At 67.7% G+C, this 23,256-nt stretch carries 19 protein-coding genes and 1 pseudogene; 9 read left to right on the top strand and 11 right to left on the bottom strand.

The features are described 5' to 3' along the window. Nucleotides 1-158 precede the first annotated feature (158 nt). From IMZ29_RS16900 to IMZ29_RS16860, 9 genes are all read right to left on the bottom strand, one after another. A complete protein-coding gene (locus IMZ29_RS16900; RefSeq protein ID WP_216186268.1) occupies nucleotides 159-842 on the bottom strand; it encodes a FadR/GntR family transcriptional regulator in 684 nt (227 codons plus the stop codon). 27 nt (nucleotides 843-869) lie between these two features. After that, entirely contained in the window at nucleotides 870-1,850 is a 981-nt protein-coding gene (locus tag IMZ29_RS16895) for a tripartite tricarboxylate transporter substrate binding protein (protein WP_216186266.1), read from the bottom strand. A 41-nt stretch (nucleotides 1,851-1,891) separates the two neighbouring features. Then, nucleotides 1,892-2,764 (bottom strand): fumarylacetoacetate hydrolase family protein, encoded by an 873-nt coding sequence (locus IMZ29_RS16890; RefSeq protein ID WP_216186264.1) that lies wholly within the window; start codon nucleotides 2,762-2,764, stop codon nucleotides 1,892-1,894. 164 nt (nucleotides 2,765-2,928) lie between these two features. Further along, the gene (locus IMZ29_RS16885) at nucleotides 2,929-3,624 is read right to left on the bottom strand and encodes a histidine phosphatase family protein (RefSeq protein ID WP_216186262.1); all 696 of its coding nucleotides are present in this window, start codon (nucleotides 3,622-3,624) and stop codon (nucleotides 2,929-2,931) included. A 55-nt stretch (nucleotides 3,625-3,679) separates the two neighbouring features. After that, nucleotides 3,680-5,200, bottom strand: coding sequence for a CYTH and CHAD domain-containing protein (locus IMZ29_RS16880; RefSeq protein WP_216186260.1), 1,521 nt, complete (start codon nucleotides 5,198-5,200; stop codon nucleotides 3,680-3,682). A gap of 103 nt (nucleotides 5,201-5,303) precedes the next feature. Further along, nucleotides 5,304-6,818, bottom strand: a complete 1,515-nt coding sequence (locus tag IMZ29_RS16875) for a malonate--CoA ligase (protein WP_216186258.1) — start codon at nucleotides 6,816-6,818, stop codon at nucleotides 5,304-5,306. A 28-nt stretch (nucleotides 6,819-6,846) separates the two neighbouring features. Then, nucleotides 6,847-7,626, bottom strand: coding sequence for an EcsC family protein (locus tag IMZ29_RS16870; protein ID WP_216186256.1), 780 nt, complete (start codon nucleotides 7,624-7,626; stop codon nucleotides 6,847-6,849). 101 nt (nucleotides 7,627-7,727) lie between these two features. Further along, nucleotides 7,728-8,714 carry a Bug family tripartite tricarboxylate transporter substrate binding protein gene (locus IMZ29_RS16865; RefSeq protein ID WP_216186254.1) on the bottom strand — a complete coding sequence of 329 codons (987 nt, stop codon included), beginning with the start codon at nucleotides 8,712-8,714 and terminating at the stop codon, nucleotides 7,728-7,730. A gap of 25 nt (nucleotides 8,715-8,739) precedes the next feature. Then, nucleotides 8,740-10,308: a sulfatase family protein gene (locus tag IMZ29_RS16860; RefSeq protein ID WP_216186252.1), complete on the bottom strand. Its 1,569-nt coding sequence runs from the start codon at nucleotides 10,306-10,308 to the stop codon at nucleotides 8,740-8,742. A gap of 100 nt (nucleotides 10,309-10,408) precedes the next feature. On the opposite strand from IMZ29_RS16860, the gene IMZ29_RS16855 reads away from it, so the two are divergent. After that, on the top strand, nucleotides 10,409-11,350 hold the full coding sequence (locus tag IMZ29_RS16855) for a LysR family transcriptional regulator (protein ID WP_256445193.1): 942 nt from the start codon (nucleotides 10,409-10,411) through the stop codon (nucleotides 11,348-11,350). Nucleotides 11,351-11,371: 21 nt separating this feature from the next. On the opposite strand, the gene IMZ29_RS16850 is transcribed toward IMZ29_RS16855, so the two are convergent. Then, nucleotides 11,372-12,355 carry a 2-dehydropantoate 2-reductase gene (locus IMZ29_RS16850; protein WP_216186248.1) on the bottom strand — a complete coding sequence of 328 codons (984 nt, stop codon included), beginning with the start codon at nucleotides 12,353-12,355 and terminating at the stop codon, nucleotides 11,372-11,374. A 194-nt stretch (nucleotides 12,356-12,549) separates the two neighbouring features. Here IMZ29_RS16850 and IMZ29_RS23115 point away from each other — a divergent pair, with 194 nt between their 5' ends. The 8 genes and pseudogenes from IMZ29_RS23115 (at nucleotide 12,550) to IMZ29_RS16810 (ending at nucleotide 21,651) form a co-directional block, all read left to right on the top strand. Then, nucleotides 12,550-14,172: a methyl-accepting chemotaxis protein gene (locus IMZ29_RS23115; protein WP_216186246.1), complete on the top strand. Its 1,623-nt coding sequence runs from the start codon at nucleotides 12,550-12,552 to the stop codon at nucleotides 14,170-14,172. Nucleotides 14,173-14,375: 203 nt separating this feature from the next. Beyond that, on the top strand, nucleotides 14,376-15,584 hold the full coding sequence (locus IMZ29_RS16840) for a hypothetical protein (protein WP_216186244.1): 1,209 nt from the start codon (nucleotides 14,376-14,378) through the stop codon (nucleotides 15,582-15,584). 88 nt (nucleotides 15,585-15,672) lie between these two features. Beyond that, on the top strand, nucleotides 15,673-16,680 hold the full coding sequence (locus IMZ29_RS16835; protein WP_216186242.1) for a Bug family tripartite tricarboxylate transporter substrate binding protein: 1,008 nt from the start codon (nucleotides 15,673-15,675) through the stop codon (nucleotides 16,678-16,680). Nucleotides 16,681-16,738: 58 nt separating this feature from the next. Further along, nucleotides 16,739-18,221 (top strand): annotated as a pseudogene (locus IMZ29_RS16830) (SidA/IucD/PvdA family monooxygenase). Nucleotides 18,222-18,376: 155 nt separating this feature from the next. Next, nucleotides 18,377-19,522 carry a CMD domain-containing protein gene (locus IMZ29_RS16825; RefSeq protein ID WP_216186240.1) on the top strand — a complete coding sequence of 382 codons (1,146 nt, stop codon included), beginning with the start codon at nucleotides 18,377-18,379 and terminating at the stop codon, nucleotides 19,520-19,522. After that, on the top strand, nucleotides 19,519-20,712 hold the full coding sequence (locus tag IMZ29_RS16820) for an alpha-hydroxy acid oxidase (protein WP_216186238.1): 1,194 nt from the start codon (nucleotides 19,519-19,521) through the stop codon (nucleotides 20,710-20,712). The genes IMZ29_RS16825 and IMZ29_RS16820 overlap by 4 nt, the downstream gene beginning before the upstream one ends. Then, complete coding sequence (locus IMZ29_RS16815; protein WP_216186236.1) at nucleotides 20,709-21,146, top strand: hypothetical protein; 438 nt, start codon at nucleotides 20,709-20,711, stop codon at nucleotides 21,144-21,146. The genes IMZ29_RS16820 and IMZ29_RS16815 overlap by 4 nt, the downstream gene beginning before the upstream one ends. A 118-nt stretch (nucleotides 21,147-21,264) precedes the next feature. Continuing rightward, nucleotides 21,265-21,651 (top strand): DoxX family protein, encoded by a 387-nt coding sequence (locus IMZ29_RS16810; protein ID WP_216186234.1) that lies wholly within the window; start codon nucleotides 21,265-21,267, stop codon nucleotides 21,649-21,651. Between the two features lie 469 nt (nucleotides 21,652-22,120). On the opposite strand, the gene ychF is transcribed toward IMZ29_RS16810, so the two are convergent. Next, on the bottom strand, nucleotides 22,121-23,212 hold the full coding sequence (gene ychF, locus IMZ29_RS16805; RefSeq protein ID WP_216186232.1) for a redox-regulated ATPase YchF: 1,092 nt from the start codon (nucleotides 23,210-23,212) through the stop codon (nucleotides 22,121-22,123). Nucleotides 23,213-23,256 lie beyond the last annotated feature (44 nt).

Below are 23,256 nucleotides of genomic sequence, written 5' to 3'. Positions count from 1 at the left end.
GCGGGTGTGGACAGTCCGGGGGACTGTCCACCCTCCGAGTTCGCCGACCGCCCGTCACGACATCCGGAGCGAGAGGGCAGCCGGGCCGTTCAGGCCCGGCCGCGCGACCGGCCCCGCTGCCGGCCGTCGCGCCAGCGGCGCCTCAAGAACTCAAAGACTCAGCCCGGATCATCCAGCAGATTGCGCCGCACATGCACCAGGTGCTCGCGCAACAGACGCGTGGCCGCAGGCGCATCGCGATCGCTCAACGCCTGCACCAGCGCACGATGCTCGCGCTGGTACGACGCCCGCCGCGCAGGCGTCAGGCTCAGCCGCTTCAACCGCCCCCAGTCATCCTGCTCACGGGCCAGACTGAGGTCGCGCATCAACTGATCCACGAAGGCATTGTGGGCCGCCGCCCCGATGGCTTGGTGCAGCGCCGTGTCCCAGTACTCGAACTGCACCAGCGTCGTAGCCGCCTCGGCCTGCGCACAGCACTGCTGCATGTGCGCGAAATCCGCCGCCGTGGCGTGGCGCACCACGAGCTCGATGAGCGCCGGCTCGATCGCCAGACGCGCCTCCATGAGCTGCGCCGGGCTCACCGCCGGCACCGTGGGCGCTGCAGGCGGCGCCTGAGCCAGCAAGGCCGGCGCCGCGTCCGACACGAAGGTGCCGCTACCCACCCGCTGCGCAATCAGCCCGCGCGTCTTCAATACCGCCAGCACCCCGCGCACCGCCGTTCGGCCCAGGCTGAAGCGCTCGCCCAGCTCACGCTCCGTGGGCAGGCGCTCGCCCGGCTGCCAACGGCCGGCGTGCAGGTTCTGCAGCAGATAATCCTCGAGGAGTGCAGCGGCGTCCGGCATGGGCTCAGGCCCGTGAAAGTCAGGCGCTCATTCTACTTTGCCGATCTTGCGCACCGCCTCGGTGATCTGCTTCGCGTCGTCCGCCCAGTAGGCCGCGAAGGCCGGCGCATCGAGGTACTGGATCGGGCTGCCAGCGCCTTCGATCACCGAGCGCACGCGCTCGTCCTTGGCCGCCATGCCGGCAGCCTCCCGCAGACGCATCACCACCGGCTCCGGCGTCTTGGCCGGCACGAAGAGCCCCGACCATTGCGCAAAGCGTACCGGATGGCCCAATTCCGTGAGACTCGGCACGTCCGGCAGCGAGGCCAGACGCCCTTCGCCCCAGTGCGCCAGCGCGCGCAGCTTGCCGCCCTTGATGTGTTGCAGCACCGATGCGGGGCCCGTCGACACGGCCTGGACCTGCCCCGCGAGCAAAGCCACCACAGCCGGGCCTGCGCCCGAGAACGGCACGTGCGTGAGCTTGGTGAGGCCTGCCTCGTTGCGCAGCATCTCCATGGGCACGTGCATCGTGCCGTAGTTGCCCGAGGAGCCGTAGTAGATCTCGCGCGGACCGTCCTTGGCCGCCTGGAAGAATTCCTGCGCCGTCTTCCACGGGCTGTCGGCGGGCACGACCAGCACCGTCGGATCCGCCGTGAAACGCGCGATCGGCACGAGCTGGTCCAGCTGGTACATAGGCGCGCGACCCAGGATGCGGTCCGCCTCCGGAATGATGGAGATGGAGGACAGCGCCATCAGCACCGTGTAGCCGTCCGGCTGAGCCCGCGCCACCGCGCCCATGCCGATCCCCCCACCCGCGCCACCGCGATTCTCCACCACCACCGTCTGACCCAGGGCGCGGCCCAGGGCCTCGGCCACCGGGCGCCCCACGGCATCCGCCACGCCGCCTGGAGGGAACGGCACGATCATGTTGATGGGTTGGGCGGGCCAGGCGCCCGACTCGGCGGCATGGGCACCGAGGCAGGCCAGGCTCGCGAGCATGGCGGCCGCCAGGCGGGGGATACGGTTCATGGGGTGTCTCCTCGTTGTTATGTGATGTGCGCGTGCGGTCTTCAGCCGACGCGGTTGGTGAGCGAACCGATGCCTTCGATGCTGACGCGCACCTCGTCGCCCGCCGTCAGAAAGCGCGGCGGCTTGAAGCCGATGCCCACGCCCGCAGGCGTGCCCGTGGCGATGACGTCACCGGGTTCGAGCGCCATGCCGGCCGAGATGGTTTCAATGAGGGTGGGGATGTCGAAGATCAGGTCACGCGTGTTCGCGTCCTGGCGCAGCTCGCCATTCACGTGGCATTGCACGCCCAGGTTCGCGCCATCGAGCGCATCGGCCGTGACCACCCACGGCCCCATCGGGCAGAACGTGTCCATGGATTTGCCGAGGAACCACTGGCGATGCTTCTGCTGCAGATCGCGTGCGGTGACGTCATTGACGATGGTGTAGCCAAAGACGTGATCCAGCGCGTCCGCCTTGCGGATGCCACGCCCGCCCTTGCCGATCACGACGGCAAGTTCCGCTTCGTAATCGAGCTGCTCGGTGATGTGGGCGAAGGCTTCGATCATGGCGCCGTGGCCGATGGCCGAGCTCGGTGCCTTGGTGAAGACGACCGGTGCGGGCGGCGCGAACTCGCCGTTGACCGACGAGCTGTCGAAACCCGACTGGCTGAACTCCTTGGCGTGCTCGTGATAGTTCTTGCCCACGCAGAAGATGTTGCGACGGGGCAGTAGCGGCGGCAGCCAGCCGGCATTGCCCAGCGGCTGCCAATGCTGCGCGGCAGACAGCGCCGCGCGATGCCCTTCGAAGCCGTCAATGAGCTGCGCGAGGCGCTCGACGCCCGGCACGATCTGGCCGACGGCCTGATAGGCGTCGCCCGTGTCCGAGATGAGAACCAGCGTGGACTGCCCGCCGATGTCCAAAGTGGCAAACCGCATACGTATCGCTCCAATTGGTTTAAATTGGTTTATGTGAACCAATATGCGCCAATATAGAGAGATCCCGGGACAGCGTCAATGTGGATCGGTCGCGCAGACAGCAGACGAGCGCAGGCGGCCCGCGCGGCATGCGGGCTGAGCGGGCCGTTGTGGCCCGGCGCGACTTATCGGTAGGTCAGGTATTCGCGCCCGGCCGCTTCGAGCGGCCCGATGGCGTTGAAGTAGCTCAGCGCGAGGCTGCCCGGCCGGCAGAGCAGCTCCGTGATCCCGGCGTTGTAGAGGACGAAGTGGACGTCGCCCGCGCGCGCATCCGGCACGCCGAGCAGGTGCTGGACGATGCCCGTGATCGGCCCGCCGGAGGTGAAGACCAAGGCGTTCTGACCACTGCCGCACACCGCCGCGATACGCTCGACGGCGGCCAGCGCGCGGGCGCGGAAGTCCGCCCAGGCGATGGCGTAGTCGTCCGGATGGGCTGCGGCCGTCCAGCGCGCGAAGGCCTCGGCAAAGACGGCCTGGAAGGCCTTGCGGGGGTGCGGCTGCGCGGCGAGCCAGGCGCGCATCGCTGCGCGTTCGGCAAGCGCCGGCCGCAACCGGCCAATCATGCCATCGGCCTCGTACTCGTCCAGATCCGGATCCACCGCGGGTGGCGCGGCGAGCTCCCCCAGTTCGGCCAAGCAGGCTTGCGCCGTCTGCGCGTGGCGGCGCAGCCCGCCCATCACCACGTGATCGAAGCGCTCCCCCCGCCGGGCAAGCCAGGCGCCCACGACGCGCGATTGCGCCACCCCCATCTCCGACAACGCGTCGTAGTCGTCGGCCATCATCGAGGCCTGGCCGTGCCGGATCAGGTAGAGGCGGCCCATCGTGTCTCCTTGGGTGACAGCGTCGCCCGACATGGGGCGACGTCCGGTCAATGCATCAGCCCTTCCAGAAGGGCTTGGTCTTGCCGAGTTCGATCAGCGCCGCCTCGGCCTGGGTGGCCAGCGTCTCGCTGCGCGCGGCGATCCAGCCTACGGCAAACCAGGCCGCGGGCTCGCCGTGCGCGCGCGTGAGAAAGTGCGGGCGCGCCACGGCCAGGTCATTGAGCTCGCCCAGCAAATCCTGCAGCGCCGACAACGCCTTCAGGTACGCCTTCGTGCGGTCCGCATCGAAGAGATTGCGCACGAAGCCCAGCGCATAGCGCAACCGCTTGGCCTCCTTGCGCAAGGTGTGCTGTTGCTCCTCGGGCAAGGCCGTGAAGCCGGCGCCGTCGCGCACCAGCTCGCGATGCCATTTGCGCAGCCGGCGGGCGGCCAGCGAGACGAGCGGTGCGGCCTCAGTACCCTCGGCCGCCGCCGGCAGCCTCGGAGGCTGGCTGATCCACTGCAGCAGCTCCAGCATCCAGGTCTGGAACCCAGGGTCCACCACCAGCGAGGTCGCCGGGACCGGTTGCGCATCGTTGCGGCGTGGCAAGGGCGGCATGCCGGCACGCTCTAGCATCGGCAGCACGGTGCCGTCCATCACGTCCGCATCGCGCGCCTCGCCAAACGCGGCGAAGTAGCGCTTGGCGCCCTCTTCCACCGCGGCCGGCGGGAGCTCGGCCCAGCCCCGAAAGAAGCGCCACGCCGAGCGCAGGCGGCGAATGCCCACGCGCAGCTGATGCACGTGCTCGGCGGCATCGCCCGGCACGGTGGCGATCAGCACGGCATTGCGCACGATCTGGTCGTAGGCGGCCAGGCAGATGCGGGCCAGCGCCTCGGGCGCTCCGACATCGGCGTCCAGCGCGAATTTCTCCGCGCCGACGGGCAGGCCCAGACGGGCCAGCTCTGCCTGCTCGGCTTCACCCTGATCCTCGGGCGCGGCCGCCATCACCGTGGCTTCGGCCCGGGCCAGCGCATCGCCGCGCTCAGCCTTGCTGCGCGCATCGAGCACCAGACCGTGCTGTGCGCTCCAGTCGGCAGCCACGTGAAAGACGCCGTCGAGCCAGCCTGCGGTGCGCTCGAACTCGATCTCGTCGATGCCCGCGGAGAACCGCCCCGCCTTGACCACGCCCACGTCGTAGGCGATCTCGATGTTGGTGCGACGCACGCGAATCTCGCGCACGAGCCGCATGACGTCCGTCTCGTAACGCAGGATGAGTTCGCTCTGCAACTGCGCGAAGACGGCCTCGGCCGGCGTGCCGGCGTAGACGGAAAGGTCGAGCTCCGGCCCCGGGCGATCGTGATTCAGCTCCAGCCGCGAGACGGCATCGGCGCCCGCCATCTTGAAGGTCTGCACCCACTGCCGGCCTTCCTGCCGCAGGCGCACGGCGGCGCGCTGACGCGCGAGCCCGCGATCGACCGTGTCGAAATACATGGCGCGCATGCGCACCCGGCGCGGGCCGGGCAGCTTGGCCAGGCTGGCACGCACCGCCGCGCGAGCGGCGGGCGGTACGAATAACTTGATTTCTTGTTCGAGCATGCGGCGCAGGCCATCAGGGAGGGACGGGCCATGATACCGCCGAGCCTCCCTGGCAATGATGACAATGCCCGACGGAGGCGAGCATCGCCGCGCGCGTGAATCCTCAGGCGGTGAACTGCGCGCGCAGCAGGTTCTTCTGCACCTTGCCCATGGTGTTGCGTGGAAGGTCCTCGACCACGTGCACGGCGCGCGGCACCTTGAAGCCGGCCAGGCGTGCCTTCACGTGCGCCACGACGTCGGCCTCGCTCACGGCAGCCCCGGGACGGCACACCACCACGGCCGTCACCGCTTCGCCCAGATCCGCGTGCGGCAGGCCGATCACGGCGGATTCCACCACGCCCGGCATGTCGTCGATGACTTCCTCGACTTCCTTGGGATAGACGTTCAGCCCGCCCGAGATCACCAGATCCTTGCTGCGCCCAACGATGTTCACGTAGCCATCTGCGGCCATCACGCCTAGATCGCCCGTCTTGAAGTAGCCGTCCGCGGTGTGTTCCTCGGCAGTCTTCTCCGGCAATTGCCAGTAGCCTGCAAACACGTTCGCACCCTTGACCTGGATACCGCCCACTGTACCCGCCGGCAAGGCGTTGCCCGCCTCGTCGGCCACGCGAACGGACACGCCCGGCAGGGCTTGGCCCACCGTGCCGCAGCGCCGCTCACCCGCGTAGGGGTTGGACGTGAACATCCCGCCCTCGGTCATGCCGTAGCGCTCGAGGATGGTGTGCCCCGTGCGCTCGGCAAAGCGCTGGAAGGTGTCCGGCAAGAGCGGCGCCGAGCCCGAGACGAAGAGCCGCATCGTGCGGCACGCCTCGGCGTCGAACCCCGGCTCGTCCAGCAGCCGCACGTAGTGTGTGGGCACCCCCATGAAGACCGTGCTCTGCGGCAAGAGGCGCACCACGCGCGTCGCGTCGAACCTGAGCTCGAAACGGATCGTGCTGCCGTTCCACAGCGCGCAGTGCAGCGCCACGAAAAGCCCGTGGATGTGGAAGATCGGCAGCACGTGCAGCAGGACGTCGCCCGGCACGAAGCGCCAGAAGGCATGCAGCGTGGACACCCCGGCGAGCAGGTTGCCGTGCGTGAGCATGGCGCCCTTGGGCTTGCCCGTGGTGCCCGAGGTGTAGAGGATGGCCGCGAGATCGCTGCGGCTGCGCTGCACTGGCGCGAAATCCGTGGGTGCCGCTTCAGCGAGCGCGGCCAGCTCGCCCGAGCCGTCGTCGCCCAGCGTGAGTACCTGCACGCCCGGCACGCCGGCCGCCACCTCGCGCGCCATCGCCTGCAGCGCGGGGCGCACGGCGAACACCACCGGGCGCGCATCGCCCAGCAGGTGCGCCACCTCGCCCTGCTGGTAGGCCGTGTTCATGGGCAGGAAGACCGCGCCCGCGCGCAGGCAACCCAGATACAGGCAGACGGCTTCGAGCGACTTGTCCACCTGCGCGGCGACGCGGTCGCCCGGCTGCACGCCCAGACTCGCCAGCACGCTTGCGTAGCGCGCGCTCTGCGCAGCCAGCTCGCCGTAGGTGAGGCTGCGACCGTCCGAGCCATCGAGACAGACGGCAGAAGCGTCCGCCGGAAAGCGGTCAGCAAAATGTTGGTACAGATTATCGTTGGTCTGGGACATGGTCGTGAAAGGAAAACGGCCTTCTCGCTCAGAGGCGTTCGTAGGCCTCGCGCACCGCGGCTTCGCCGTGGCGGCGCTCCAGGCGGCGCACGGTGAAGTGCCCGTGCGCGATCGTCTGGAAGTGGTCGATGAAAAGCGTGTTCAAGGCCGCGCCGCCCACTGCCCCCACGACGGGCACGGCCTGGGCCATGACCTTCTCGGAGACGGGGATGGAGAATCGCGCGGCCACCTGGGCAGCGAAGGCTACCATTACCGGCGCCCCGCTGTCGGCGGCCTTGCGCTGTGCGAGATGACGCGCCGCTGCCTGTACGGCCTGTGCGAGCGCGGCACGCGAGGTGAAGTAGCCGGCTTCGCTCGCGTCGTCGGCCTTGCCGGGGCCGCCCAGTGCGAGCACCTGCACGCAGGCCATGCGCACCGCCGGGTCGGCGAGATCCTCGCCCTCACTGCGGGCGATCGCCGCGATCGAGCGCAGCATGATGGCCGTGGAGATCGGCAACTCGGCCGCGAGCGCTGCAAAGCCGAAGGCGCCGCCCGCGGCACCCGCAGCGCCCGCGGCCAGCTTGTGCCACCCTTCGCGCGCCGTGCCGCCCGTGCGGCTGCCCAGGCTCGTCACCGCAATCTGCAAGGCCTTGCTCACGGCCTTTTCCGTGGCGGTGGTGACGATGCCCGATACCGGTCCGGGCAAGGCCTTCAGGCCACGCTCGATCGGCGCACCGACGAAATGGCCGATGCGCGCAGCCAGGCCGGGTTGCTCCAGCTGCTGCTTGGCGCGGGCAAGCGCCTGGAGGTCGTCTGCAGAAAGCGTCATGGCGGGTACGAAAGCGGGCGGGACCACGGCAAACCTGCCGCGATGCCGCCCGTTGTATCACGCCTGCGAACTCCGCGCGCGGCGCCAAGCCGCGTCGACGGTCATTCTGTCGCTGAGAATCCCGTGGCCTTGACGAGCGCAGCCCAGCGCGTACGCTGTTGCTCAATGCTGCGCACGAAGGGCTCGCCCGTCTGTCCTGAGACATCAAACCCGGCTTCCTCGAGCTTGCTACGCATGTCTGGATCAGCCAGCGCCTGAGCGGCTGCGTCGCGTACGGCGTCAATGCGCGCGACCGGTGTCTTCGCCGGCGCGAGCAAACCAAACCAGATCGTGGTGTCGAACTCTGGCAAACCCAGTTCGTGCAGCGTCGGCACATCGGGCATCTGGCGGGTGCGCGTCGCACCCGTGGTAGCGAAAGCTTTCAGCCGGTTGCCCTGGACTGCCGGCAGCGCGCTCTGCAACTGCGTAAACCCGATCAGCGCATGCCCGCCCATGAGATCCGTGACCTGCGGCGCGGAGCCGCGGTAGGGAATGTGGACAAGATCCAGTTTGAAACGGTCGCTCAGCTGATGCCCAAGGAAGTGCGATGGCGTGCCCGGGCTGAACGAGGCATAGCTGACGCTGCCCTTGCGGCTCTCAAGCCAAGAGATAAGGCTTTTGAAGTCGGTGGCCGGCACGCTCGGATGTGCCGCCAGCACCAACGGCGCCTCCACCGCCTTGATGATGGGTGTGAAATCTTCGGGCTTCCACGGCATCTGCTGAAATGCCGACGGATTGATTTCAACCATCGACTGCGTACCTACCCAAAGGGTGTTTCCATCTGCCGCCTGCTGGAGCACAGCTTGTGCGGCGATATTGCCATTGGCGCCTGAGCGGTTCTCGACCAGCACCGTCTGGCCAAGCCGTCCTGACATCCCTTCGGCCAGCAAACGCGCGAACATGTCGGGCGCGCTACCGGCGGCCGAACCGACGATGAGCCGGACCGGCTGGCTGTCGCTCTGCGCGTGTGCGCTAGGCGCGGCCACAGCGCAAATGGCGAGAATGGCGAGAATGGCGCCGGCAAACCGGGCAAGGGAATAGGGAATCATTATGTCTCCGTTGTGGAATGGCGCACTAGGCGAGCGCGCTTGGATAAGGACTGTCTTCGGTGTGAGCCAGCATCTGACGGGCTAGACGTTGCATCAAATCTGCCAACACTGGCGCGCTCGAAGGGTCATCCCATAGATTGGTACATTCATGGGGGTCGCGATCAAGATCGTACAATTCGCCCCATGCAACACCATCGTATAGACTTAGCCGCCAGCGCGCTGTGCGCAGGGTGCGCATGCGCACCCTTTGCGAAAAGCCGAACATGACGCGCTGACCTTCCTCCTCGATCAGCAAATCGTCACGGCCAACATCCTGACCGCCGCAGATCGCGGGCAGCAACGACCGGCCTTGAATGCCATGGAAGGAGGGAATTCCCGCGCGTGCGAGTACCGTCGGGGCTAGGTCGATGGCCGAACATAGGGCTTCGCTGCGCAAGCCCATGCCATCAGGCTCAGCCCATAGAAATGGCACTCGGATAATGCTGTCGTAGTGCAGCGGCCCTTTCCAAAGCAATTGGTGATCGCCGAAGAAATCGCCATGGTCGCTTGTGAAGACGACCACCGTGTTCTTGGCCAGCCCCAGGCTGTCGAGCGCTGCCAGTATCCGGCCGACTGCCTCGTCGAGATGACTGATGCTGCCGTAGTTCAGCGCGATGGCTTCGCGCGCCTCCTGTTCCGAACAGGCAAAGACGGCGGGCGTGTGCTTGACCGCCTTGCCAGCCTCGCGTTGCGCACGCAACCACGCTACATGCGGCGGACGCGGGCCTTTGTCGTGAAACGACGCGGGCAATGCCACGTCCTGCGGCGAATACATGTCCCAGAATCGTCCTGGTGGCGTGAAGGGATGATGCGGATCGGGAAACGAACACTGCATGAAGAACGGACGTTGCCCATCAGCATGTTCAGCCAAGCGATCAATGGCCCGATCGGCAATCCAGCTGGTCGTGGACAGCGCTTCCGGCACGCGCGTGCGCCAGGCCTGGCCTGCGCGCGCAAGCGCGTAGTCTGACGGTAGCGCATGCTCGGGGCCTGTCATCGCGGCAACCTCTGGATGTTCACGCTCGAGCCAACGGCGATAGTGCCCCCCAGCAGTATCCCCATGATCGATCACCAGATCGACGTGTTCGAAGCCATAAAACGGCAGACGGACGTCAGCCAATGCATCCTCGCGCCAGCGAGGCGCCCATTCGTCGTCGTAGTCCCCAGGCTCGGATAGCCACGCCTGACGCGTCCGCTGCTCGGCCGCGCTAGGCCAGAGAGCTGGCCGGCCTGTCATGTTCTGCAGATGCGACTTGCCCACCAACGAGGTGGCATAACCAGATTCACGCAGTGCGTCGACAAATGTAGTCGCGCGTCGCGACAACGGGATGCCATTGGCGCGAACGCCGTGCGTCGATGGCATGCGGCCAGTCAGAAGACTTGCACGATTAGGCATGCAGATAGGCGTGGCCACGAAGAATCGCTCTGCCAACCAGGCCCGCCGCGCGAGCGCGTCCAGGTTGGGCGTTTGCACGATGCAGTTGCCATACGCCCCGAGATGGTCAGCGCGCTGCTGGTCGGTAATGATGAAAAGAAAGTTGGGTGCAGAGGACATGGGCGACCGGGGAGCTCGTCGTCAGAGCGTCGAGTATGCGTTGCGGAAATTCTGAGATCCAATGAATAATGACCCTCGATTCATGCCAAGGAACACATAAATGGCTTCCGTCGTGCCAGCGTGGTGCCGTCGGCTCTCACCTCGCCATCTGGAATGGCTCCTCACCATCACCCGAGTGGGCAATCTGAGCCGTGCAGCTGAACAGTTGGCCACCACGCAACCCGGACTCTCCAAGTGGCTCAAGGAAGTGGAAACAGACGTGGGTGCCCCGCTTTTCGAACGCACGACACGCAGTCTGCGCCCAACACCCTTCGGCGATGTGGTGCTGCGTCATGCCGAACGCATGCTCGGTGACGCCGCACGAACGCAGGACGAATTGCAGGCGCTGCAGGGCGGGCGCCTTGGTCGTCTGGTACTGGGTGTGCTTCCCGGCCTGGGGGCGATGCTCATGCCCGCAGTCATTGCTCACCTGAGGGAACGGGGCATCGCGCTCGATCTCGAGCTGCGCGAAAGCACGCTGGACGTCATGCTGCCGCTCCTGCGCGAACACCGCCTTGACCTGCTCATTGCTCGCATGGACAACGTTGCGCTCAATACGGGTATGAACCGGCGCATTCTGTTTACCGAATCGGTCTGTGTGCTGGCGAGCGCGGCGCACCCCCTTCATCGCCGGCAACGGCTCACCTGGGCAGACGTCGCAGGCGCACGTTGGGTATTACCCGTCGCTGGTTCGCCCATGCGCCACCGGATCGAACAGGCTTTTACCCAGGCAGGGGTACCAAGTCCTCGCGCAGTCCTCGAGTCGGCGTCCTTGCTCACGAATCGGGCAATGGCGCAGCAGCTCGACTGTCTCTTCGTGACCTCGGATCACGCCGCCCAGATGCTGGCGAGCGACGGCAGCATGCGTCGTCTACGGCTGCCGAGCCCTGGCGGGCCTACAGAGGTGGCAGTCATGTGGTCCGTGGAAACCCTTGCGCCTCAACAGCAACACGTGATCGACGCGCTGGTGCAGGCACCGACCAAGGTAGCAGTCGCGGCGTGATGTTTCACATCCCGCAAAGACTCAGGCCCGCGGATACAACCCGCGCGTCTGCGCCATCAGTCGGGTGAGGCCCAGCAGGGCATTGACGTTCGGGGTGGGTACGCCCAGGCGTTGACCCAGCTCCTGCACGACCCCGACGATGCTGTCCAGCTCGATGGCCCGGCCGGACTCGACGTCCTGCAGCATGGAGGCCTTGAAGCCGCCCAGGCGCCGGGTGATCGCATGACGCGCTTCCGGTGCTTGGTCAATGGCACACCCCAGTCGGGCGCCGATCTCTGCGGCTTCGAGCATGATGGCCGAGCAAAAGCCCCGCACGTCCTCATCGTCCAGGATGCGGTCACTGGTGGCCCCCGTCAGCGCGGCCACCGGGTTCATGGTGAGATTGCCCCACAGCTTGTACCAGATCTCCCGGCGCACATCGGCGCAGGGCTCCGGTTGCAGACCGGCCTGCGTGAGCAGGGCCGACAGCCGCTCCACTCGCGCAGAGACGCCGCCCCCCGGCTCGCCGAGAATCAGGCGCGTGCCCATGGTGTGCTCCACGAGGCCAGGCTCGGGCGTGGCGGAAGCGATGTGGACGACGCAGCCCACCACGTGGTTCAACGGGATCGCCCGCGCAATGCGGCCATCGGGATCCACGCTGGCCAGCGGCGCCTCGCCCAACGCAGCATGGCCGTGGCCGAACCACCACGGCACGCCGTTCATCGCGGGCACCACCATCGTCTGCGGCCCGACGAGCGGCCCGAGCCGGGCCGCCACCTCGGCCAGGGCGGGCGCCTTGACCGCGATCACCACGACGTCCTGCACGCCGAGCTCTGCCGGATCGGCCACGGCCCGCGCGGGCGCCGTGCGCACGACACCCTCGCGCCGCACGCGCCAGCCCTGCGTGCGCAAAGCCGCCAGCGTCTGGCCCCGCGCCACGGCGCTCACGTCGGCCTCCCCGGCTTGCGCCAGATGCGCGCCGATCAGACCACCGATCGCACCAGCGCCGTAGATGCAGACCTTCATGAGTGTCTCCTCGCTGTCTTCGGGTGCCGCTGATTCTACGCCGCGCCCTTTCGCCGGCGTTGAGCCTTTGCGGAGCGACGAAAGCACGCGCTCTTGATGTCCATCAAACTGTCTCGAGAAATCCATTGACATGAGTTGACACAATAAATCACATTAGCGTTAACCCTGTCATTTTTTGATCTGCCGAGACTGCCATGAAGGACCTCAAGGTGTCGACCCGCCTCACCCTGCTCATCGCCTTGCTCACTGGCGTGCTGCTTGCCGTGGGCACCCTGGGCCTGTATGGCATGCAACGCACCAATGACGATCTGGGCACCGTCTACCGCGAACGCACGCTGCCGGCCATCCAGATCGGCGAGATCTACTCGCTCATCCTGTGCAACCGGCTGCTGCTCACCGGCTCCGTGGTCATGGACAGCCAGGAAGAGATTGCGCAGGCGACGCGCACCATCGAGGGCAACATCGCGCGCATCACGCAGCTGGTGAACGCCTATCAGGGCAACGCCTTCACCCCGCGCGAGGCCGAACTCGCCAAGCAGTTCGCCGACGTTCGTGCGCGTTTCGTGCGCGAAGGTCTGCAGCCCGGCGTCGAGGCCATGCGTGCCCGCGACTTCGACACTGTGCGCCGGATCGTTCGTGAGCGCCTGCCCCAGCTCACCGGCGATCTGGACGTCGTCGTGAGCCAGCTCACCACGCTGCAGACCGACGTGGCCAGGACTGTGTTCGAGGAATCGACCGATCGCTTCGAATCCACCGTGGGCTGGACGCTCGAACTGGTGGTCGTGGGCGCCATCCTCGCCATCCTCATGGGATTCCTGACGGTGCGCCGCCTGATGCGCCAGCTGGGCGCCGAGCCCGGCGAGGCCGCCAACGTCGCGCAGCGCGTTGCCGCGGGCGATCTGGGCCAGCCCATCGTCCTGCGTGCAGGCGACACGCAAAGCCTGATGGCACAGCTGCGCACGATGCAGACGAGCCTGGCCGGCATTGTCACCACCGTGCGCCAGGGCGCCGAGAGCGTGGCCGACGCGAGCCAGGAGATCGCCCAGGGCAATCAGGACCTGTCCAGCCGCACGGAATCCCAGGCCGCCGCGCTGGAAGAGACGGCTGCCTCCATGGAGCAGCTGTCCTCGGCCATCACGCAGAACGCAGACAACGCGCGCCAGGCGAACGAACTCGCCCAGGGCGCGCGCGACACCGCCACGCGCGGAGGCCGCGTCGTCACGGATGTGGTCACCACCATGCAAGGCATCCACGAGAGCTCGCGCCGCATCGTCGACATCATCGGCGTGATCGACAGCATCGCCTTCCAGACGAACATCCTCGCGTTGAACGCCGCCGTGGAGGCCGCGCGCGCCGGTGAACAGGGCAAGGGCTTTGCCGTGGTGGCGAGTGAAGTGCGCCACCTCGCCCAGCGCAGCGCCGATGCGGCCAAGGAGATCAAGGCCCTGATCGATGACAGCGTCGCCCGCGCCGAGCAGGGCAGCGCCCTGACCGCCCAGGCCGGGCAGACCATGGACGACATCGTCCGGGCCATCAGCCGCGTCACCGACATCATCGGCGAGATCAGCGCGGCAAGCGGCGAACAGAGCGCCGGCATCGTCCAGGTGGGACAGGCCGTGACGCAGATGGACGAGACCACCCAGCAGAACGCGGCGCTGGTCGAGGAAAGCGCCGCTGCCGCAGAACACCTGCGCAATCAGGCTCGCCAGCTCGTGCAGACCGTGGCCGTCTTCCGCATGAGCGGGGGCGCGAGCGCCCTGCCCGGGCCGCGCGAGCGTGCCGAGATGCCCTCGGGTGCGCGCCTCGCGTTGAACTGAGCACGCGGACCTCGTCTCGACCCTCTCGACGGCCCCGGCCGACGCGGGGCCACCGGGATCGTCGTATGGGCGCGACGATCGCACCGTTGTCAGGGCCCCGGCACATCGACTACAAACGAGGGAGTGGGCGGCGCAGGGTTGGCGCTCCCGCGGCGCGGTCATTGCTGGAATGCCGCGCGTTCCTTCCGCATCGATGGCCGCCCATGACACTCCATCCGCGCCGCTGGCTCGTCCCGCTCGCCCTTGCCGCCCTTTGCCAGGCCCCCCTTGCGGGCGCGGCCGGCGCCCCGTCGCTCCTGCCCCCCGCCCCCCTCGATGAAGTGTCAGCCGCGCAACGCGATTGGGTCCCCCATGCCTTTGCGCTAGGCGTGCCGGCGCTGGATTTCACGACGTACATCCCGGCAGACGCGACCGTCGAGGTATCGCCGCTGCCCACGGATCGCCCACTCGACGTCGGCAATGTCGCCCATCTGCGGATCGTGGCCAAAGTCACGCCGGATCCGAGTGATGCGCCTGTCACGGCCACCATCACCACGTTCCAGGTGCCCACCGCCCCCGCCGCTGCGCGCATCTGTACCTGGCTGCTCGAGGAAGCGGGCTATCGGATCTCGGCCGGCACCGGGAGCAGCGATCTCACTGCCGCCCAGCGCATCGGCCACCAGACCGATGGCCAGGGCCAACGCCAGGGCAGTGCCTTGAGCGCCTGCTACGTGCGTGGCGATCGTGTCCTCACGCTGGCCTTCCAGCTCGACAGCCGTGGCGCCGCCAATGACGAGCAGCGCCGGCAGTGGTCCGACACCGCGGCGGATTTTGCGAGCGGGATGCTCACCAACCTGCGCTTTGCAGATGGCCGGCCCACCGCCCATGACGATCAGCAGCTGCGCCGTATTCCGGCTGTGATCGGTGATCAGAACCTGGGGCTCGTCGTTCCCAACGCGTGGGACGTGCGCATCAATGATTTCCAGGGCAGCCTGCCCGCCGAGCTGCACCTCACGCGCGGGGACGACGGCGACACGCGCGGCACCGTCTGGCTCGCCGCCATTCCCGCGCCGCGCTCGCCTACCCCGCAAGAGCTCACGGCCATGGGCAAGCGGCTCTTTCCCGGGTATCTGATGGGGCAGACGTCGGATCTGCGTGCGTACGCGCCGGCCATGCACGCCGTCGATCCGGTGTTGCAGCAGCATGGCATCCCGTCTCAGCACTTTCGCTTTCCCGTCACCAACCGCGATGGCGAGCGCGCCGGCGACATGATCGGGCTGCTGGCCTGGCATGACCATACGGTCTATGCGCTCAGCCTGTGGTCGCGCATCGGGGCCTCGACGCAGCGCAACGAATTCTTCAGCCGGCTGCCTGGGCTCACTGCCTACGACATGCTGCACGGGGCGCTGACGCGTCATCTGGCGGGGGGTTGAGCACGCGGCAGGGGGCATATTGTTATTACTTTAAGTCATAACGTTTTGCGGACAATAGCGTTTTTCTCATAAAGAATCGCCGTCCATCATGCGCTCCTTTCCGCTCTCCCGCCTGTGGCGCGCCGCTGCCGCCACGCTGCTTGCTGGCACCGCGGCCACCGCACTTGCGGCCGCCCCCACTGGCGAGTGGCCGCGCCAGCCCATCACCCTCATCATGGGTTTTCCGGCAGGCTCCGGCGTGGACGTCGTCGCCCGCGTGCTGCAGGAGCCGCTCTCGGCCAAGCTCGGCCAACCCATCATCATCGATTACCGGGCAGGCGCGGCTGGGAACATCGCGAGCGAGCACGTCGCCCGCGCCAATCCCGATGGCTACACGCTCGTCTTCGGCACGGCTGCCACGCACGGCAGCAACGCAGCCATCTACCCAAACCTGCCCTTTGACGTCGAAGCCGACTTCGTCCCCGTGGCCCCGGTGCTGGACGTGTCCAACGTGCTCACGATCAACCCGGACGTGATCGACGTGAAGGATCTGCAGGGCTTCGTGGACACCGTGCGCGCCAACCCCGGCAAGTACAACTTCGCCTCCACGGGCAATGGCGCCGGCACACACATGGCCTTCGCGGAATTCAATTCGCGCCTGGGCCTGAACATGATCCACGTGCCCTACAAGGGCGGCCCCGAAGCCATCCTGTCCGTGGTGCGCGGCGAGACCTGCTGCATCATGAACCAGGTGCAGACCGTGCTGCCGCACGCGCAGGCCGGCCGGGTGCGCCTGCTGGGCGTGACCACCGCCGAGCCGGTGCCGGCCGTCAAGGACGTGCCCCCCATCGCCGCCAGCGGCATTGCGGGCACCGAGGGTTTCGACAGCGCCATCTGGTTCGGCATCTTCGCGCCCAAGGGCACGGATCCGGCCATCGCGCAGCGCATCAATGCGGCCGTGCGCGAGACGCTCGAGGATCCCGCCATCCGCGCCCGCTACGAGCAGCAGGGCAACACGATCCGGCTGGAGACGCCCGAGCAGTTCCGTGAGACCGTGCACGCGGATCGCATCAAATGGGCGGATATCGCGAAGAAGGCCAACATCCGCATCGACTGACGCATGACCCATGGCCCGGCGGTTGCCGCCGGGTCTGCCCTTTTCCCTGCTGGACTTCATGACTGCTGTTTCTCTGCCTGGCCTTGCCGCTCACGACGCCCGCGTCGCCGACGATCTCATCAGCATCGGCTGGCCCGGCAAACGCTGGATGCCCGCCCTCACCCATGAGGGCCAGACGGTGCATGACGTGATTGTGATCGGTGCCGGCCAGGCAGGCCTCGCAGCGGCGTTCGGTTTTGCCCAGCAAGGCATCGCCGCCACGCTGCTGGACCGGGCGCCGCCAGGCGAGGAAGGCCCCTGGGCCACCACGGCCCGCATGGAGACGCTGCGCTCGCCCAAGGAGCTCACGGGCCCCGCGATGGGCGTGCCCTCGCTCACATTCCGCGCGTGGTTCATCGCGCAGTTCGGGGCCGACGCCTGGGCCGCCCTCGACAAGATCCCTCGTCTGCAGTGGATGGACTATCTGCGCTGGTACCGCCGCGTGACCCGCGCGCAGGTGGTCAACGGTTGCGAGGTGCTGGCCGTCGCGCCCACGCCGCATCGCCTCGTGCGCCTGCAAGTGCGCGACACCGGCACGCCAGGCACCGAGCGCGCCCTGCTCGCACGCCGCGGTCGTGCTGGCCACCGGGCGCGACGGCCTGGGCGGCCCGGCCATCCCGGCCTTCGTGAAGGGCGTGCCGCGCAGCCGCTGGGCACACTCCTCGGACGCCCTGGACTACACCCGGCTGCGCGGCCAGCGGGTGGCCATCGTGGGCGCCGGCTCCTCGGCCATGGACAGCGCCGCCACCGCGCTCGAATGCGGCGCGGCCAGCGTGGATCTCTTCGTGCGCCGCGCGGACATCCCGCGCATCAACAAATCCAAGGCGTCCGGCGTGCCCGGCCTCACGCATGGCCACCACGACCTGCCCGACGCCTGGAAGTGGCGCATCCGCCATTACATCAATGCGCAGCAGGTGCCACCCCCGCGCGGCAGCACGCAGCGCGTGTCGCGGCATCCGAACGCGCACTTTCACACGGGTGCGCCGATCGAGCGCATCGAGACACGGCCGGCTGCCGACGGCACCCTCGATTCGCTGCGCATCCACACCCCGCGCGGCACACTGGATGCCGACTTCCTCATCGTGTCCACGGGCTTCGTGATCGATTGGACGCAGCGCCCCGCCTTCGCCGCTTTCGCCCCCCATGTGCGGCTCTGGCAGGATCGCTTCCGCCCGGACCCTGCCGACGCAGACGCCGAACTCGCCGCCTCGCCGGATCTGGGCCCGGTCTTCGAATTCCAGGAGAAGACCCCGGGTGCCTGCCCCGGCCTGGATCGCATCCATGCCTTCTGCTATCCCGCCGCCCTGTCATTCGGCACGATCTCGGGGGACATTCCGGCGATCAGCGATGGCGCCCGGCGTCTCGCCACCGGCATCGCGAGCCTCTTCTATCGCGAAGACGTCGAGCATCACTGGCAGGTGCTGCAGGACTACGCAGAGCCTGAACTGCAAGGCGATGAATGGACGCCGGCAGCGCCGGGCCGGCTGACACAGCGCGAGTGAGCGTTGTCCCGCCGTGCGCCGTCGACGCGGCCATGCCAGCCTGTCGTGAGGCAGCACGCGAGGGGCCGCCTCGCTGTCCATTCGACGCAACCCTTCCGATCACCGGACGCGTGGCGCCAGCCAGCGCCATGGCCTCATAACGCTATAGTCCCCACATGACGCAGACTACCTCGACCTCGCCCGCCATCCCCGCCGACGCCATCGATCACGCTGCGGCACTCGCGCCTGACAGCTACGCCCGCAGCGTGCGCGCGCTGCGCGAGAAAGTCGTCACCGCCACCCAGGCGGTGGACGATCACCTCTTTGCGCACGCCAGCACGAGTCTGAGCAAGAACGACCGGCTCGCCACCGCCCAAGCCGTGGCCGAGACCTCGGGCGTGCCCGCGCTGGTGGCGGCCTACGGCGAACGCCTGCGTGCCGCTGGCGAGGCCACCGACGCTGCCCGCCTGAAGGCCATCCTCGACTACGCCCGCACGATCGCACGGGATCCGCTTGCGGCCGATCGCCGCGCCCTCGCCACCCTGAGCGACGCGGGTCTGTCGACCGCGGACATCGTGCTGCTGGGCCAGCTCGTGGGCTACGTGGCCTATCAGCTGCGCGTCGTGGCCGGTCTGCAGGCGTTGCAGGCACTCGGCCCCGCCGGTGCAGCATCCGAGGCCGTCGCTGCCGCGCCCGCCGAGGATTTCGTCCACCCGGCCAATCTGCCGCCCCCGGGCGAAGTGCTGCGCATCAACGGCTTCACGAGCGAAACACTGGGCTGGAAGGCCTGGCTGCCCGTGCTCGACCCGGCCACCGCCACGCCGCAGCAGCAGGCCGTGCTGGATGCGAGTCATCCGCAGGCGCGCAGCTCGGACTTCTATCTGCTGCTTGCCCAGCAACCCGACGTGCTGGAGCACCGCTCGGCGGCGTTCAACGCCATCATGTATGCCCCCGGCGGCTTGCCGCGTGCCGAGCGCGAACTCGCCACGGCCGCGGTGTCGCGCGCCAACGGCTGCGTGTACTGCCTGTCCGTGCATGCCCAGCGCTTCGAGCAGCTCGCCAAGCGCAACGACGTCATCGCCCAGCTCTTCCAGGATCCGGACACCGCCGGCACCCAGCCCCGCGAGCGCGCCATCGTGCGCTTTGCCTTGGTGCTCACCCGCACGCCCGGGCAGATTGGCCCTGCACACCTGCAGGCCCTGCGCGATGTCGGCCTCACGGATATCCAGCTGCTCGACGCGCTGCATGCCAGCGCCCTCTTCGCCTGGGCCAACCGGCTGATGCTCAACCTGGGCGAAGCCGTGGTCCCGGGCGCGGCATGAGCCGGCTCGATCGCTGCCTGTCCATTCCCGACCTGGAACGCGAGGCGCGTCGCATCCTGCCGCGCTGCGTCGAAGGCTATGTGTGCGGCGGCACCGAGGACGGCGCCTCGCTGGCAGCCAGCACCGCCGCCTTCGGGCAGATCGGCTTCCTGCCGCGCGGCTTGCGCGTGGTCGAGCAGCGCAGCAGCCAGGTCGAGGTGTTCGGCCAGCGCTACGCCCTGCCCGTGGGCTTCGCGCCCACCGGCTTTGCGGCCATCGTCATGGAGGAGTGCGATCTCGCGTTGGCTCGCGCGGCGAAAGATGCCAACATTCCGTTCATCATCAGCGGTGCTTCCAGCGTGCCGCTGGAGCGCCTGCAGGCCGAGACCGGCAACCACTGCTGGTATCAGGCCTACCTGCCCGGCGACACCGACCGCATCGGCCGCCTGCTCGCCCGCCTGCAAGCCGCGCACATCGATGTCCTCGTCGTCACCATCGATACGTGCGTGGGCGCCAACCGCGAGAACCTGCAGCGCCTGGCCTTCACCGTGCCCTTCAAGCTCAGCGCCTCCGTGATGCTGGACGGCCTCTTGCACCCACGCTGGACGTTCGACGTCTTCCTGCGCACGTTGAGAGGCAGCGGCGTACCGCGCTTTGCCAACCTGTACGAGGAGATCGGCCCGCCCATCACGCAGGATCCGCCCAATGGCTTTCGCGGTGGACGCGATCGCCTGTCGTGGGAGCACATCCGCTGGATCCGGGCGCGCTGGCCCGGCAAGCTGATCCTGAAAGGGGTCATGCATCCCGAAGACGCGCGTCTGGCGCACGCCGCAGGCGCTGACGGCGTCATCGTCTCCAGCCACGGCGGACGCCAGCTCGACGGCTGCGTCGCCCCCTTGCAGGCATTGCCCGGCGTCGTCGCCGCGGTGCCCGCAGGCTTTCCGGTGATGCTTGACGGCGGCGTGCGCCGCGGCACGGATGCCTTGAAGGCCATTGCCCTGGGCGCGCGCATGGTGTTCACCGGCCGCCCCCAGCTCTACGGCGCGGCCGTGGGCGGTGCCCACGGCATCCGCAAGGTGGTGGACATCTTTCGCAACGAGATAGCCACTGACATGGCCTTGCTCGGATGTGCGACACTCGCCGAGATCACACCAGACCTCGTCGTGCCCCAGGCGCCTGCCTGTTCACGACCTTCAGGAGGCACCCCATGAAACCCGTGTGGACCTGGCCTGCCCTCGTCGCCGGCGTCACCCTCAGCACGGCCATCCAGGCCGACCCCGCCTCGCGCGGCCATACCGCCGCCACGCAGTTCCTGCGGGGCGACACCGCCCCGATCTGGGCAGCGATGACCCCCGAGATGCACCAGGCCCTCGGCTCGGCCGACACGCTCGCCAAGGTGCGCAACGATCTGAGTCAGCGCTTCGGCCAGGAAGGCGAGGTGATCGCCGAGACCCAGACCCGAGAGGGCGAACTCACTGTCTACAGCCGCGTCGCCCGCTGGACCCAGGCCACCGCCCCGCTGCGCATGACCGTGAGCGTGGACGCGAGCGACCACATCGCCGGATTCTGGGTGTTGCCGGTGTTGAGTGCGGCGGAGGTAAGGGAGCTGGAAGCGGGACAGCAGCAGGCACCCGCAAATCGCTGATTTTCGCCCGGCGGATGCCGTGGCCGTGGCGAATCATGACGATTCTTGACAGAATGTGGCATTCTGCACGCCGTCGCCCTGTCGCACCCGTGACAGCCCCACACGGTGCCCATCAGCCATGTCCACCTATTTTTCAGCGCCCCAGCGTCAGCTTCCCGCCACCCTCCTGCGCATCCTCATCGGTGCCTGGTACCTGCCCCACGTGTACGGCAAGATCGTCGGCTTCGACAACGCCGCCGGCTTCTTCGCCAAGGCCGGCCTGCAGCCCGGTAACGCGTTCGTCGTGCTGGCCGGCGTCGCCGAGCTCGCCGTCGCCCTCGCCCTGATCTTCGGCGTCTTCACCCGATACGCCGCCCTGGGCTCCGCCCTCATCATGGCCGTCGCCGCCTACGCCATCGTCGCCGTGGGCGGCTGGGGCTGGGCCTGGTCCGGTGGCGGCATCGAGTACCTGGTGTTCTGGGGGATCGTGTCGCTCATCGTGTTTGCGCAGGCGCGGGGGAAGTAGGCTGTTTTTGCAGGACTAGGCGTTTACAACCGATGACAGCACGCCAGTCGTGCCACCGCGTGGTGTGCGACGTGCTCAACTGCATGGGGTCGCCCTCCTCCAGGCGTGCTTCAATCCACGCACCCGCGTGGGGTGCGACCGAACGTCGAAGCCTGGGGTCAGCGCCGAGCGCGCTGCTTCAATCCACGCACCCGCGTGGGGTGCGACTCATGCTGCGCTACGCCTGACCTGGAACCACCATGCTTCAATCCACGCACCCGCGTGGGGTGCGACCCCTCAAGCACATGGCTTTCCAAGGAAAGTTCTTTTGAAATCAACCCCTTAGAAAAATGCGAACCTCTACTAAGAAAACCAGTGGCCACTTCCGGTTCGCAGCAAGCCCCAGCGAAAACGGCGGGTGACCTTCGTCACCCGCCGTCAATGCCCAGCTAGAACGAAGCCTACGCGCAGGGCTATCGCGAGAAGAACCTTAGACGTTGAACAGGAAGTTCATCACGTCGCCGTCCTGCACGATGTATTCCTTGCCTTCGGCGCGCATCTTGCCCGCTTCCTTCGCACCCGCTTCGCCCTTGAACTGAACGAAGTCGTCATACGCGATCGTCTGCGCGCGAATGAAGCCGCGCTCGAAATCGGTGTGGATGACACCGGCGGCCTGCGGGGCTGTTGCGCCCACGCGCACCGTCCACGCGCGCACTTCCTTCACGCCTGCGGTGAAGTAGGTCTGCAGGCCCAGCAGCTTGAAGCCTGCGCGGATCAGGCGATCCAGGCCGGGCTCTTCCATGCCCATGTCGGCCAGGAAGACCGCGCGGTCCTCGTCGCCCAGCTCGGCGATCTCGGCCTCGATGGCAGCGCAGATGGCCACGACGGGCGCGCCCTGGGCGTTCGCGTATTCGGTCAGGCGGTCCAGCAGCGGGTTGTTCGTGAAGCCGTCGTCGCTCACGTTGGCCACGAACATGGCCGGCTTGGCAGTGATGAGACCGAACGACTTCACGAGGAACAGATCGTCCGCATCCAGGCCCAGCGTGCGCACGGGCTTGCCCTGGTCCAGGCCCAGCTGGATCTTCTCGAGCAGCGCCACGAGCTTGGCGGCGTCCTTGTCGCCCGAGCGCGCGATCTTGCTGTTGCGGTGAATGGCCTTTTCGACCGTCTGCAGATCCGCCAGCGCGAGCTCGGTCGTGATGACTTCGATGTCCGAGATCGGATCGACCTTGCCCGCCACGTGGATGACGTTGTCGTCCTCGAAGCAGCGCACCACGTTCACGATGGCATCCGTCTCGCGGATGTGCGCGAGGAACTGGTTGCCCAGGCCTTCGCCCTTGCTGGCACCGGCCACCAGGCCGGCGATGTCCACGAACTCCACCACCGCAGGCACCACGCGCTCGGGCTTGACGATCTCGGCGAGCTTGTCCAGACGCGGGTCCGGCACCTCGACCACGCCCACATTGGGCTCGATCGTGCAGAAGGGATAGTTCTCAGCCGCGATGCCCGCCTTGGTGAGCGCGTTGAAGAGCGTGGATTTGCCGACGTTGGGCAGGCCGACGATGCCGCATTGCAGTGCCATGGGGAAACCTATGAAGAATCAGGGCGCGGCATACCCAGGCAGGG

It is taken from the genome of Verticiella alkaliphila, assembly GCF_018904615.1.
GTDB lineage: Bacteria > Pseudomonadota > Gammaproteobacteria > Burkholderiales > Burkholderiaceae_B > Verticiella > Verticiella alkaliphila.
The sequence above is the reverse complement of the archived record's forward strand: the minus strand, read 5'-3'. Positions and strand labels throughout refer to the sequence as shown.